This window comes from bacterium, from assembly GCA_021159335.1.
Lineage (GTDB): Bacteria > UBP14 > UBA6098 > B30-G16 > B30-G16 > JAGGRZ01.
The window spans coordinates 1-14,786 of the sequence record JAGGRZ010000097.1 but is presented as its reverse complement, the minus strand read 5'-3'; the positions used below and the strand labels follow the sequence as shown (position 1 = coordinate 14,786).

The window sequence follows — 14,786 nt, the reverse complement described above, 5'->3', positions numbered from 1 at the left end:
ACCATAGGCACTGCGATGCGCGAGCGCTGGTGCGTAAGGTTCAACGACTCGACATGGAATGTTTGCCAACCACCCAAACCCCATACTCTCTCCCTCACATGCTATCCTAACCCCTTCAACGCTGAGGTGAGAATAAAGCTCCGAATGCCCGATGCCGGCGATGCAAAAATTGATATATACGATATTTCGGGGAAGCTTATTGATCATATACACAAATCCAAGCTTACCGCTGGCTGGCATGAGCTTGTCTGGCGCCCCAGGATTAGCGTGCCGTCGGGGGTTTATTTGCTCAGAGTTAGTGCTGGCGGCGAGGCAGTGGTGAGAAGAGTGGTGCTGGTGAGGTGAAATGACTTTTAACTGATTGTGTTGTTACTGTTCAAGAGTCACTACTGCATCGTTTTCTGTTAGAATTTTTCTTATAACATTACGGCATTCGCCAACATCCTCGAATTTGGTTGAAACGAGGTTGAATTTTAACAGTGACGGCGCTTTTTCGTATTTGCAGCCCTTCAGTGAGGAAACCTCCAAGGAAAGATTTACAATATCGCACGGCTTGTCTTTTAAAGCATCATCCATTTTTGAGATTATTCCGCGTTCAATAAAATGTCCTGTCGCCTCGAATTTCACATATGTCTTGTTTTTTGCGAGAAGTTCCTCGGCGATTTGTCGTGCTTTAGTAAGGCTTATTTGCATTTTCTTTTTCTTTGCGAGTTCATGCATTTTCGCCAGAATTTTCTCCTCGCGCTCTATCCTGCGGACTATTTCTGGGTCAGGGAACTCTATAGCTTGGGCAGGGCATATAGCAGCGCAGGTCGTGCAGCCAACCATACAATTGTAAGGTCGAGCCACTATTGGTTTATTGGCAACATCATCCCAGTCAAAAACCAAACGACCACATGTAACAAAGCACAATTTGCATGATATACATTTATCAGTTCTTATAGTAGGATACCATGGTATTTTCTTTCTATCTATCCCGTGCCATTTATCGAATTTTCCCATCCTTACTCCTCCAATTTTTTGCCTAATTTAGAAATTTTTGTATCTAAATCAAGATATTATTTTATCTCTGGCGGATTATATACGATATCAACCAGCAATTTCCCCACTTGCTCAAGCGATTTGGGCGAACATTTATCCGGCGTATCCATCAATGTGTGCCAGTATTTGTAATCAAAATCTATGATGTCTACTGCTTTTATGCCTGCGCTCGCAAGGGGATGATGGTCATCGATAACTGCTGGTCCAAGGGTGTCCGCAAATGCTTTGAGCGAAAGTTTTTTGGCACGGTTCCAGAGTGTTTCCACGAGCTCGGGCGCAAATCGTATAGCTGAAAACTGCTCTTTGGGAATGTTAAGGTCACTGTCACCAATCATATCAAGTAGAATAGCGAATTTCGGTTTATTACCTAAAAGGTTTTGTGCATAATATTTGCTTCCCAGAAGGTACATGTCAAGGTCGCCTTCGTGACCGTAGTCCTCGCCGTCGAAAAGCACGATGTCAACGCCTATGGGCGGCTTTTTGGAATGCATCAGCTGTGCAAGATGAAGTAGGACAGCAACTCCCGAGGCTCCATCGTTGGCACCGAGTATCGGCTTTTTACGGTTTGTGGTGTCGGGGTCGCGGTCTGCCCAGGGACGAGTATCCCAATGCGCGCAAAACATGATCTTTTCCTTGGCTCCCGGATTGAATCGGGCGATAATGTTGCCCATGCGAAGAATCTCTCCATCGTAGCCCACAGCCGAGAAATACTGTATTTCCGTTGAATCAGCAAGAGTGTCAAGAAAGTTTTTAAGCCATACCATGAAAGAATCGTGCACAGCCGACCCAGGTGGTCTTGGACCGAAATCACATTGTGCGACAAGAAGCTTGTAGGCTTGCTCACCGGAAAAATCCGGTGGCTCAACTTTTTTGGCGCAACCCGCTATTACAACGGAAGCGAGGATAATGATTTTGAATGCATTTTTTCGCATTATCACAGTCTCGTCATGTTGGCGAGTTCAGTTAGTCTTTCTTTTATCATTTCCTGGTTAACTTCGACCAGCCTATTGATCGAGAACCCCTCGACGCAGAAACTGCCCATAATAGTTCCGTACGCGACCGCCTTTTTCATGGTATCGAACGAGATATCCCCAACTCGTGCGATGAACCCCATCATCCCACCTGCAAATGAATCTCCCGCTCCTGTGGGGTCGACAACATTTGTCGTTGGGTATGCAGGCAGCATGAACATGCCGTTTTTCCCAATAAGCATAGAGCCGAAAACACCGCGCTTCAACATTATCCATTTTGGACCAAGCGACAAAAGCTTTTCAGCGCCTAAAAGCGGCGATTTTTCCCCGGTTATCATTCTTAATTCAGCCTCGTTCAGAAAGAACATGTCCACGCTGGAGATAACTTCCCTAAGCGCATCCGGTTCATTTTTTATCCAGCACTCTATCGTATCCGCAGCAATTAATTTTGGTTTGCGCATTTGTTTTGCCACCTCAAGCTGGAGCGCAGGGTGAATGTTTGCTAAGAACACGAAAGGCAGGTCTTTGTAGTGGTTGGGCAATTCAGGTTTGAACTTTTCAAATACATTAAGCTCGGTAAGCAGAGTTTTCGGATCGCCAAACTCGTCCTCATAAACTCCGTGCCACCGAAATGTTTTACCAGACATAACTTTTAAACCATCAAGATTTGCACCACAATTCCGTAAGAGTTCTATGTATTCCTTTGGGAAATCCTCGCCGACAACTCCCACAATACTAACATTGGTGAACTTGCTCGCCGCGATAGTAAAGTATGTTGCAGAACCACCGAGTCCTTCTTTAAGCTCTCCTTTTGGAGTTTTTACGGTATCCAGCGCTATAGAACCAATGACAAGAAGACTCATTTCATCTCCTTTTTTAGATTACTTCTACCACCTCTCCGCCTTTTATGTAAACTCTTTTCACGCGCTCTGATATACCCGTTATTATCTCATAATTTATAGTTGTGCACCATTTTGCGTGCTCGTCTGCGGTTATTCTTTCGTTGCCTTGGCTTCCGATTATTACCACTTCGTCGTCCAGCTTAACATTATCGTCCACCTCGACCATTGTTGTGTCCATGCACACGCGGCCAACTATTGGTCGTCGCTTACCTCGAATGAGCACCTCGCCACGGTTCGATAGTGCTCGCCTAAGACCGTCTCCATAACCCGCTCTTATCACGGCTACTCTTGTCCGCCTGTCAGTTATGTAAGTTCTGCCGTAGCTAATGCTCGTTCCCGGAGGAAAGTCTCTTATCTGGATAACCCTCGTCTTAAGTGAAAGTATCGGCTTTACATCTATGGTTTTACGCATTTTCTCTGAGGGATACAATCCGTAGGCTAAAAGTCCCGGACGAACTGCATTGCCCACGATAGGATGAGCAAGTATACCCGCTGAGTTGGATACATGAACTAATGGTATGTCGAGCTTGAATTCAGTAAGTGTCGATAATATATGGGAAAATCTTCTTATCTGAAGCCGCGTGAATTCCACATCTGATTCTGCATCGCTGTCAGCTACTGGGAAGTGCGTGAATATCCCCGCTATTTTTATGTTTGGAAGCATCGCTATGGCTACTATTTCCCCTACGGCGTCATACCATGGTATGCCCGAGCGTCCCATGCCTGTGTCCACTTCAATGTGAATGCTAACTTCAGCGCCTACTTTGACTGCATGTGCCGATAGAGCCTCGGCAAAAAGTCGACTAACTACATTGGGGGTCAGCGAATGATAGATTACCGATGGTATTTGCTCCATAGCTGGGGGAGTAAGTATTATTATTTCCCCGTCCACTCCAGCGTCACGTAGTTGAACGCCCTCGTTAAGTGTTGCGACTCCGAATCGCTTGACACCACAACTTAATGCCTCTCGACAGATAGGCACGACACCATGACCATATGCATTGGCTTTCACAGCAAGTATTATTTCGCGATTGCCTATCTTTTTCTTTATCGCCTCGAGGTTCCCTGCGAATGCGTCGAGGTCTATCTCGCAGAATGTCTCAAGGTAATGTCCTCTCGGGTCATGCATTTTAGCTAATAAAACAAAACAATTAATCTGGGGCAACATAATTGATTATTTGATTCGCTAATGTATTGGCATCTCCTTCGCGCCCTCTAATCTGAGGTCTACACCGTAAATTTTTCTGTTTGCTTCGTCTATGCCCGGAAGAAAGAAAATTTCGTATTTAGCCCCTTTGAAATAGTTAAGGTCATCATCAGTGAGCAAATACACAAACCATACATCTTTTTCGTGGTCCCAGAATTTTTTATTCGGGAATTTGCGCTCAAAGTAAATCATTTCCCCTTCCGTTAAAAACTCGACCTTTTTAAGATATGTAACCACCGGTAGCCAGGTTCCGATTACGAAGACCGAACGTTTATGTGATGCTTCAGAAATTATTCTCTTTGCGAAGTCCAGTTGTTGCTCTCTATGCCTGATATTCTTTAAAATTGCTCCTTTGTCGATAATTTTTTGGGGTCTAAATGTGAAAATCGATGGTTGAATAAGCAGTATTGAAATTATTAAAAGAGCCTTTCTGCTCATCCCTGTTGTGAGCGCCAAAAGTATTATGGGAACTATGGGAAGAAGATAGCATGCTTCGTAGGGTATTTTTGCGAAAAGTCCGAACACAAGAATCATCGATATGATTGAAAAAATTAGAATTCTTCTGCGGGAGCTTTTTGTGATTATCGTTTTGGAAACGATATACATAAGTGCTAATGGAACAGCTATGCATGGGAGCAATCCAAAGGTTCTTACGAGGTTTTTGGCGACAAGGATTGTTGTCATTTTCCCGGGCAGACGGGGTAAGAATTTTAAGCCGAACTCATTTATTATTGGGATGTAAAAAATGCCCGCTATTACTACGGTTAAACATAGGAAATAAATTGTTTTTCGCAATTTTTCGTTCCTCTTTCCCTCAGAGCTTAAAATCCAGTAAACAAAAGGGACAACGAAAACGGCATTGGATACTCGCGATGCAGAGGAAAGACCCAGCAATATTGCGGATATGCACACTTTTTCATCGATAAGAAAATAAAGCGCCATTATAAGAAAAGATGTTGCCCACATGTAATCCATCGAGTTTGCAGAGTTTATCCAAACGCTTGGCATTAGGGCAAAACTTATGGTGATGAGAAGTTTCAGCTTCATCCGCAACTTGGACAGTATTTTATAAAGGAAGATAATTCCAAGAAGAGATATTATCGAAGTAGCGAGATTGGTCGCAATCCAACTTTGAGGTATTAGAATAGAGTCGATTAGTTCCGGCAGTGGATAGCCCGGCAACCGCGATGGATGATAGTAGCCGAGAAAATGTAGGTCGAATGCTGAGTTCGCTATTCGCCATGCATCAGGATCAAGGCCAAAACCAGTTTTAAGCAGCGTAAATCTTGAGATGAAGTACGCGATAATAATTAGTACAAGCCAAACTTTTGGTTTAGCGGAAAATATGCCTTTTGCTGATCGCAATTTTCGTGCGCTTTTAGTTAGTCTAAAATTACTGTGCTACAAGGCATCCGAGCGCGATGGAGAATAGTTTTATCTGCGCTGTATCTGAGCGAGAGAGCAGCACTATAGGAACTTTTGCTCCCATGACCACACCACCTATTTTGGCGTCGGCAAGGTATATAAGTGCTTTTGCGAAAATGTTTCCGCTGGCAATGTCGGGCATAAGAAAGATGTCGGCGTCTTCGGCCATTTCCGTTTTTATGTGTTTAGCTTCTGCCGCTTGTTTTGACAGAACGACATCCATGGCGAGCGGACCGTCGAATATTATGTTTCCAAGTTGTCCGCGCTCGGACATTTTGGTTAATATCGCTGCATCGACCGTTTCGGGCATATCGGGATTAACTATTTCTATCGCGGCAAGTCCCACAGCTTTTGGTTTTTCTATCCCGAGTTTATTAGCCACCTCTGCTGCATTAGCAAGTATTTGAACTTTGTCGTTAACATCGGGTCGGATGTTCATGCCACCATCTGTCATGAGGAAAAGTTTTGGGTATTTTTCGACTTCCATGACTGCCACATGCGAGAGTAATTTCCCCTTTCTAAGTCCAGTCTCCTTATCGAGAACAGCTTTAAGTAATATCGGTGTGGATAATTTTCCCTTCATTATCATGTCGCACTCGCCACTGCGGGCGAGCTCAACTGTTTTCGTCGCTATAGCCTGTGGGTCCCTTTCGTTTATTATTTTGTATTCGGAAAGCTGGTGCTTTTCCACCAATGGTTTTATTTTTTCCTCGTCACCAATGAGGTATGGCTTTATTATTCCCATCTTTTCTGCCTCTGCCAATGCAGCTATCACGGCTTCGCCTGCGGCATCAGCGACGGCGAGGTTGTGGCGTTTGCCAGTTTTTATTGCTGATAACATCTCATCGAAGTTTTTAATCATGGCTTACCTCCGTGGTTTGTTTATAGCTGAAATCATTTCATAAAAACTATTTTCTTACTCTCGGTTTTACCATCCGCAGTGGTCGCCCTTACAATATATGTTCCAGAGGGAGTTTTGCTTTTGGGAATCCATTCGATTTGTCGGGTTTGTAAGTTATCCATTGCGCTCGTGTTTTTAATATCATAATCGGAAAAAACTAACTCTCCTTTGATATTATATATTTCAAGATATGCGTTACTCGGCAGAGTTATTTCACAAGTTGAATTGAAAGGATTAGGATAGACAAAGAGTCCTAATGATTTTGGTTTTTGTGTTATTTTTTCGTTAATACCTGTAAGGTATGAAACATCTAATATATATAAACCATCATACCCTGAATTAACATACGCATAAGGAGGACGAACAAATAATCCTGTGAATGAGTTATATGTTTCAAGGTCGTAGTAACCAATAAGGCTTACGGATGATGGGTCAGAAACGTTCAATATTATAAGGTCTTTTATGTGACTTCCCGTGATGAATGCGAGTGAATCATAAATATACATCTCACAAGCTCTTCCAGATATATAATAGCCAGCTAAATAAGGATGTGAAGGATTCGATATATCCACTATTCTGAGACCAATATTGTCGTCTAATATGTATGCGTAATTTCCGGCTATAAAAACATCAAGCGGACGGTCTCTCGTGTAAAAAAATCCGACTTCTCGAGGTAGCAGTGGAATTGATATATCAAGTATATGAAGTCCTATATCGCCATCAACTACATATAGATATGAATCCAATATGAACATATCATATGCATACCAAGTAGTATCGTATATATTTGCTAATCGGGGTAAAGAAGGATTGGATACATTTAATATCAGCAAACCACCATGGTCTTTTGGTATGTATAGAAATGAATCTTTAATGGCAAGGCAAGAGATTCCATACATCGTGCTGTATGAACTAACCTCACGAGGAGATGAAGGATTTGAAACATCTATTATCTTTAGACCCTCGAAGTCATCCGCGATATATGCGTAGGAATCTGAAACTATTATATCTTCTGGATTTCCCCCCATATTGAGAGTGCCTATTTCAAATGGATGGCGCGAAGATGAAATGTTGACTATTTTTAATCCTTCCTCGTAGCAAGTAATATAAGCAAGTGTATCCACGACGAAGATTTTTATTAACTGCACAGAGTTGTCATATTCTCCAATTTCAGAAGGAGATGAAGGCGAGGAAATATCATATATTCTCATTCCATCCACAGATTGAGCTACATACGCATATGAATCTGATATGTATATATCTGTACACACATGATATTCGCCGAAGGAACCAATTTCGACAGGTGATGTTGCTGTTGATATATCTATAATCCTTATTCCTGTGCAGACATCGGAGACATAAGCATAGTGCCCCGATACGAAAACCCTTATTGCTTGACTTCTGGTATCAATATGGCCTATCTCGCGCGGGCTGAAAGGCACGGATATGTCCATTATTTGTAATCCATGTGTGTCACAGGCTAAATATAGAAATGAGTCGGTGGCGAATACATCCCATAGAAAAAATCTCGTTGACATATGATAAACTTCTGATGGCGAAGTCGGTGCGGAAATGTCTAAAATGCGGAGATAATCCATAGTATATAAAACATATGCATAGTCGCCGTGAACATATAAAGCAATAGCGCATCTACCAGCAACGCCACTCACTGATAACTCTGTTGGTGATGAAGGGTTCGATATGTCTAATATTATCAGTCCATCTATACCTGCCAAATATGCGTAATCACCAACTATTTGAACTTCGTATGCTCCCCATCTTGATGTGAATGAACCCACTTCATGCGGCATCGCAGGGTTTGAAACATTTATTATATGTAGTCCTGTTACCAAATCGGTAACATATGCGAGTGTGTCTACTACAAAAATGTCAGAAATGTAGAATGGAACATAATAATGCCCCACTTCAATCGGTCGTGCAGGATTGGATACATCTATTATTGATAGTCTACTGCCACCGCCAGCATAACAATAGTTTCCGCATTTAAATATGTCATTATATGGACCGGATAAAACTTTGCTTATAACCCTGACATTAAGCGAATCCTGAGCGTGAATCGCCGTTGACAGCAAAAAAATCACAAAAATTAGCAAAAATAAAATTTTACCAGTTATTTTCATTTCCTCCTCCTTGGTTTTTTCACGGTGCATCGAATGGACATAGATAAAGGGGTTTATTGCCAAGCGATTCCAAAAGCCTTAATTGGTCAACCAATTTTTCCGCTATTTTGGGCAATCTGCTGCTTGTGAATGTGAGGTTCCACTCCTCAAGAATTTCGAAAAATGTTTTTGGTCTCGGCAGAAATACCACTTTCGCTCTGTATCCCTCAGGCACTTCGATAAGCTTTTCTGCATAGCTTATCGCATCTATTACCGAGCCGAAGTCGTCTATAAGTCCAAGGCTCTCCGCGTCCGCAGCACTCCATATTCTTCCCTGAGCGACTGAATCGATCCATTCATATGTAGTGTCCCTTCCCTCGGCTGCTTTGCTAACGAAGTCATGGTAAATGTTAAGAAGCAGCCGTTTCATAATTTCCTTTTGTTCGTCTGTAAGTGGTTTGTCCACCGTCATGAGGTCAGCATTTCTCCCGCGTTTTATTTCCTGCGGATTGGCGCCTATCTTCTCGTAAAGTCGCTGAAGATACGGTCTTATCATTACAACACCTATGGAGCCGGTGAGAGTGTATGGTGTCGCGAATATTCTTCTTGCGCCCATGGATATGTAATAACCGCCGGATGCTGCTATCGAACCCATGGAGACCACAACGGGCTTTTTCTTCGCAGCACGAACTATCTCGGCGTTTATAGCGTCTGATGCTATAGCTGAACCGCCTGGGCTTGTTACTCTGAATATTATGGCGTCGATGTCGTCGTCATCGGCAAGTTTATGTATGAGTTTCGCATATTGTTTTGGTGTTATACCTTTGATGGTGCGGTCTGATTCGTCCATTATGTTTCCCTCAGCGCTTACTAAAGCGATTTTTTTGTCACAAAATCTTGCTCTGGGCGGAAGCGAGGAGTATGCGTTTATGGAAACTATTTTCTCCTTTTCTTTGCCTACAAGATATTCCACGAATTCCTCCCAGTGCATGAAGGAGTCTATTATTGCTATCGGGATGGTTCTCCCATCGTAAACGGCGCCGTCAATAATCGCCTTTACTGATTCAGCCGGGATATTATACCCATCTGCGAGGTCACTGACGAATTGGTTATAGTAATCCTCAAGGAAGGCTTCGTAACTTTCTCGCAGCCACACTGACATGGTGTCGCTAACAAATATTTCCCCAGCTCCTTTGTATTTGCCTATGTGAATAACATCGAATCCTATGCCAAGTTTGTCGAAAGTTCCCCTCAAAAATAGCGGTCGTGCCATAAAACCAGGCACTGCTGTCACAGCCTGTTTTGGAGATACAATCGTATCGCATTCTGTCAAAAGAAGCATATCGGATGGAGTGGCTAAATCGTAGTATGCATAGATTGTTTTTCCAGCTTTGCGTGCTTTTGCTATTTGCTTCTTAAGTTCCCATGCCGAAGAAAGTGACATAGAAGCGGGACCGCGGATTAATACTGCCTTTATTCTGGGGTCTTCTGAGGCGAAATCGAGTGCTCTTAAAAGCCTTGGGAATGTGGGTCTTTTAAAGATACCGAAGATGCCGAAGGGGTATTGTTCGACTTCCAGATATGGTTTCCTCAGGTCAACATAAAGGATTGTCCCTTTGCTTATTTTCGCGCCTCTTGAGAACGAAAAGAATCCTAAAAGAGGTTTTGTTCTCAGCGATGTGACAGCAACCAATGAGACAAAAAGGATGAAAATCGCCATTGCTATGGTCAAAGCTTTAAACATCATGATTTACCTCCAAATTTTTTCATAAGCATTTCTTCTACTTCCTTGGGCACGAACTGGGAAACATCGCCGCCATTTTGAGCAATTATTTTCACTATAGATGAGCTTAAGTAAACGAATGATTGGCTCGGCATTAGAAATACCGTTTCCGCCTTTGGGAATAACTTTCTGTTTGCGAGAGCCATCTGAAATTCGTATTCAAAGTCGGACACCGCGCGAAGTCCTCTTATTATGGCCGTTACGCCTTTTCTGCTGGCGTATTCAGCCAAAAGTCCGCAGAAGTGGTCAACCTCAACATTGGGTAAACCAAGTGAATCAACGACTTTTTTGACCATATCCACTCGCTCCGTATGAGTGAATGTGGGTGATTTTTGAGGGTTTTCTCCTACCGCGACTATTATCCTGTCGAATAGTTTTGCCGCGCGGATTATTATGTCTATGTGTCCGTTTGTTATAGGGTCAAATGTGCCGGGATAAACTGCTATTTTTTCTTTGCCCATATTTTAACTCCTCTATGTGCTTTTTTGCCCTTTAAGGATAGCCTCTATTTCATGTTTTGAGTAAAGCCTTCCTCGACCTATCCCTTCGCAGTCCTTTGCAGTCATTTCCCACGCTTCTTTTGAGGCGAGATTGCTTCGCCAGAATGGGAATGTTCTGCATTGCTGTGGTCTGGCGTCGTAAACTTTGCAACCAACCTCATCGTCGTAGAATATGCAGTCCCCGTTTGGAAAACTTTTGAGGACCAAGAATTTGCCGAGTCTTTCCGTGTATTTTAACATGAAGTCATCGATGTCCTCACCAACAAAATCAGCAAGCCGTTCGATATCAGCCATGCTAACATAAACATAGCCATCCTTGATTCGGCAGCACTTTCCGCAACGCATGCACGAGAATCTAAGACCATTTTCATAAAATTTTTCCATTAACGACAGAAAGAATCCGTTAATGCCAAAAGTGTTTCCCGGTGTGTCTTTTATTTCAACGATGTTTCACCCGTAGTCTTGGGTTTTGTTCCGATTTTCTCCTCGTAGAATTCTATGGTTACTCGTCTGTTCACCACTCTGCCCTCGGGGAATTTGTTGTTTCCAACGAGCTTTTTGACAAGTTTGTTTTCGCGCCACACTGTCACCACATACGGTTTTTTCGAGGCGTAGCCAGCGTATTTAAGCACGGTGTTATGGGCAGCAAGCCATCTGTTTAGCTCGGCGTTGTTTTTCAAGCCAAGGAGATAAATAAGATAAAGTCTTAGGTTCTCATATTCCTTTTTGGCTCGTATTTCAGCAAGTTGCCGGTTTCTGAATTCCATGCCGATAATATCCGTGTGTCCCGCTATTTCTGCTATTAGCTTTTTGTGTGGCTCGAGCGCTTTGCGAATAAATCGTCTGGCGATGTATTCGAGCCTCGATTCTTGAAAGACTGACTCCGATGTCTTTTCATCGAACACGAATTGAACGAGTATGAGAGTCTCGACCTGCCTCGTGAGCTTCTGAACATTAACCTTTATCGGCTTCGAGCGCTTGACCATTCTTTGTCCGAGACGGTCTTTTATCTCAAGCTGGACATAATATGTCCTGTCGGGTGTGATTAAATTGCCGTTGGCATCATGCCAGTCCCATGGGATTCCCTCGGGTATGCGGCCGGTTCCCTCCGCGAGCACTCTGAATATGTTGCCTCTGTCGTCTATAACGGACACTCGGAAACTATCAACGCCTGCCTCAACATTGCTTTTTATGACTACAAAGTTCATCTTATCCTTCTGGAACTCGTAGTCCTTTGCAGCCCATTTGCCTTCCATAGGACGATAGAGCAGTCCCTCGCCAGTAACCTGAATCGTCGCTTTTCCGCGGTCGGCGAGTTTATCAGTGTTCGCGTATATAAAAATTCTTCGTGAAAATCGATTAACGAAGTCCGTGCCAAGGATGTTTTCGAGTTCGCTCCTTATTTTGAATGCTCTATCGAAAGCGAGTCTTACTGGATTTTGTTCCCCTTTGCCCGCGTAACCCGTGACCAAAAATATTGCTTCAGGATTGCGTTCCATTATCCGCTTTATGTTATCAGCTTCTGCGCGAAGCGTTTGCAGGGCTTCGAGGTCAACCTCGGATGAGTTTTTATCGAAGAAAATAACAGGTTTCCAGTTCTCGAAACCTCTCACGGAAGCGACCATCTCAGTTCGTCTGTTCTCGGCTTCAGCAAGCGGTTTATCCTTTGGCAGGTGTTCCTCTATTTTGCCGCAGCGACTCCTTGAAGGGTCGTAGTATTGTGTGTTCGCAAGTTTTACCTGATCCATTATAGTGGGTTCAAACCTCAAAAGCACAGACCTTACCGCTCTTGCTCGTGACCTTGCGAGCTTCTCCCCGTATTCGTAAACATCGCCGTCGCTTTCGGGATTGAAATAGCCATACAGCGTGACCTCTATATCGGGGTTGTTTTTGAGTCTTTCGGCTATGACCGATAGCATTCTATTGAATCGTTCGTCAACCCTATCATCCATGGGGTCGAAGAACACGACTGGCACTATGGGTTCTTCTTCGCGCACAAGCGTTACCTCGGAAACCTGAAGTTCCGTTTCGACAGGCTGCGCCTCACCTTTGGGCAGCGAGAACACCCTGAACTCGACGAAGCCAGTGTTGTTGTCCTCGTCAACCTCGTTTATGTGACCGTGTGGCTTGGGTATGGCTATGCCGTCGTCATCGACGCGCGCAAAGAATTGATAGTAGCCAGTTTTGGTTGGTGTCCATTCCCATTCCAATTCCATGGAGTCGCCGGGTTTAAGCTTTCTTCTTATCGTTCTCACCGGAGCAGCAAGAACCCAGCCTTCGTCCGGGTCTTCGTAGTATAAAACGACTTTGAAGTTGTTAACGGTGGCTTCACCAAGGTTTTCTATGGTGGCTTTTATGGTTATTTTTTCATTAAGGATTGCGTTCTTGGGGTAAACGCTCATTTTTGATGTTTTCAGAGCGAGGTCGAACATCGGTTTTGGCGGTGGTGCGAATCTCATCGTTGCCGAGAGCTTGTGCGATGTCGCTCCAAGTTTGTTAATCCGTGAAAGCGGGTACACAAAAGCGTAGTCGAATTGTATATCGATGTATTTCCTGTTGCGATACGAGAACCCAAAAGCGAGCTCTTCCGTATTGGCGCCCGTTCGAAGGGCAAGGTTTCTTGAAACGATGTATTCCACGCCGGCGTTGGGTTTGAAGCTTTTCTTTCCGTTAAGCGGGTCGTCGAGATAGCGGATGTCGATGGCTGGTCGAAGGCGATTGTAAAGATTGTATGCAGCGCCGACTCTTATTATAAGCGGTTCTTTGTAGTCGCCTCCAAGATTCCCGAATGTCATGTCAGGACGACTAAGGTTCATGGCAAAAATTCCCAGCGAGAGCTTGTCGTTGGGCTTAACGAGCGCGCCCACATCGAATGTAAAGCCCATCTTGTTGCTCTTACCTCTAAGGAAAGGGTCATCTGAAGGGTTGACGATACCATGGGATTCGTCCCCCGGCTGGGTTCCTATTTCGCCACCCGATAGAAGGACCTCATTGCGAATAAGCCTGAAATTAAACCCAAGGTAGAACATGGAGCTTATTTTCTTCGAATAGGTTAGGATGAAGTGGCTCTCGAGCCATCGCTGGCTTATGAATTGCGTGGTCGATAGGGCGAAAGAGCCCGCTTTGCCAAGATGGTGAGTGTAGGAGAGGTAGCCCTGCCCAAGGATGTCGTTGTCCACGCCCCAGTATAGGCGGGAAAATGTTGCAGTAAGCGTTCTGTCCTTGTAAAGTTCTATGCCAGCAGGATTCCATATTGGCGCGTATCCATCGTCGGCGACGGCAACGAATGCTCTGCCGAACCCTATGGGTCTTGCGCCGAACTGGTCCTCCCACAAACTTCCAGAGGAAAGCCCAACAAAGATTATTAAAGATACCAAAGCTATTTTCCTCATCTGAACCCTCCAAATGGTTTAAAACGAACTATCATTCAAGATAAAAACCACGATGGAAAAGGCAAATTTTTTTGTTGTGGGGGGATGCGGTTTTTGAATATAAATTTGTAAATTGGAAAAAGCAAAATGCGGAAATAGTTGACACTTTTTATTTGACTTTTTAAATTCTTTATAAGAATATAAAGTTGTTTTTAAAATAGAGAAATTTTCTTTGACAGGAGGTATCAAAATGAATGCCTACCAAAAAGTGTTCGATTTTCTTAACGGTTTTTTGCTGTTTATTTTAACATTATTTTTGTTTACCACTTTAAACTCTCAACAAGCTGACACTTATTCAAAACAATCTCCTACTTACTATGTAACTGATATAATTCTAGACCCTTATATACCTCGCTTAGAGGATTCATTTATTTTGGAAGGTTACATAGCTTATATTAAAGGCACTGTAACTAATTCTTCACTATTTGCAGATCTTTATTTGACGGAAAAACCATATGTTGAAGAAGTTAGATCTTTAGTCAAGCATCTTAAAGCTTTAGAAGAC

Annotated in this window: 13 protein-coding genes; 2 read left to right on the top strand and 11 right to left on the bottom strand. The window is 43.5% G+C overall.

Annotated elements, in window-relative coordinates; genetic code table 11:
- The coding region (locus J7J62_05670; protein MCD6124642.1) for a T9SS type A sorting domain-containing protein at nt 1-345 on the top strand (345 nt) is incomplete at its 5' end.
- A 24-nt stretch (nt 346-369) separates the two neighbouring features.
- Here the strand turns inward: J7J62_05670 and J7J62_05665 are convergent.
- From J7J62_05665 to J7J62_05615, 11 genes are read right to left on the bottom strand one after another with little or no spacing between them, the layout of a single operon-like run.
- Complete coding sequence (locus J7J62_05665) at nt 370-1,002, bottom strand: ferredoxin family protein (protein MCD6124641.1); 633 nt, start codon at nt 1,000-1,002, stop codon at nt 370-372.
- 56 nt (nt 1,003-1,058) lie between these two features.
- Nucleotides 1,059-1,973, bottom strand: a complete 915-nt coding sequence (locus J7J62_05660) for a M28 family peptidase (GenBank protein MCD6124640.1) — start codon at nt 1,971-1,973, stop codon at nt 1,059-1,061.
- A gap of 2 nt (nt 1,974-1,975) precedes the next feature.
- The gene (locus J7J62_05655) at nt 1,976-2,875 is read right to left on the bottom strand and encodes a sugar kinase (protein ID MCD6124639.1); all 900 of its coding nucleotides are present in this window, start codon (nt 2,873-2,875) and stop codon (nt 1,976-1,978) included.
- A 13-nt stretch (nt 2,876-2,888) separates the two neighbouring features.
- The gene (alr, locus tag J7J62_05650) at nt 2,889-4,043 is read right to left on the bottom strand and encodes an alanine racemase (protein ID MCD6124638.1); all 1,155 of its coding nucleotides are present in this window, start codon (nt 4,041-4,043) and stop codon (nt 2,889-2,891) included.
- Between the two features lie 57 nt (nt 4,044-4,100).
- A complete protein-coding gene (locus J7J62_05645) occupies nt 4,101-5,486 on the bottom strand; it encodes a hypothetical protein (protein MCD6124637.1) in 1,386 nt (461 codons plus the stop codon).
- 28 nt (nt 5,487-5,514) lie between these two features.
- A complete protein-coding gene (locus J7J62_05640; protein MCD6124636.1) occupies nt 5,515-6,387 on the bottom strand; it encodes a bifunctional enoyl-CoA hydratase/phosphate acetyltransferase in 873 nt (290 codons plus the stop codon).
- A 53-nt stretch (nt 6,388-6,440) separates the two neighbouring features.
- Complete coding sequence (locus J7J62_05635) at nt 6,441-8,588, bottom strand: T9SS type A sorting domain-containing protein (protein MCD6124635.1); 2,148 nt, start codon at nt 8,586-8,588, stop codon at nt 6,441-6,443.
- A gap of 19 nt (nt 8,589-8,607) precedes the next feature.
- Complete coding sequence (gene sppA, locus J7J62_05630) at nt 8,608-10,314, bottom strand: signal peptide peptidase SppA (GenBank protein ID MCD6124634.1); 1,707 nt, start codon at nt 10,312-10,314, stop codon at nt 8,608-8,610.
- Nucleotides 10,311-10,811: a pantetheine-phosphate adenylyltransferase gene (gene coaD, locus J7J62_05625; protein MCD6124633.1), complete on the bottom strand. Its 501-nt coding sequence runs from the start codon at nt 10,809-10,811 to the stop codon at nt 10,311-10,313. Before coaD ends, sppA begins: the two co-directional genes overlap by 4 nt.
- A 12-nt stretch (nt 10,812-10,823) precedes the next feature.
- On the bottom strand, nt 10,824-11,234 hold the full coding sequence (locus J7J62_05620; GenBank protein MCD6124632.1) for a YkgJ family cysteine cluster protein: 411 nt from the start codon (nt 11,232-11,234) through the stop codon (nt 10,824-10,826).
- Nucleotides 11,235-11,284: 50 nt separating this feature from the next.
- Nucleotides 11,285-14,242, bottom strand: coding sequence for a hypothetical protein (locus J7J62_05615; protein MCD6124631.1), 2,958 nt, complete (start codon nt 14,240-14,242; stop codon nt 11,285-11,287).
- Between the two features lie 229 nt (nt 14,243-14,471).
- On the opposite strand from J7J62_05615, the gene J7J62_05610 reads away from it, so the two are divergent.
- A partial coding sequence (locus J7J62_05610) for a hypothetical protein (GenBank protein MCD6124630.1) occupies nt 14,472-14,786 on the top strand: 315 nt, incomplete at its 3' end.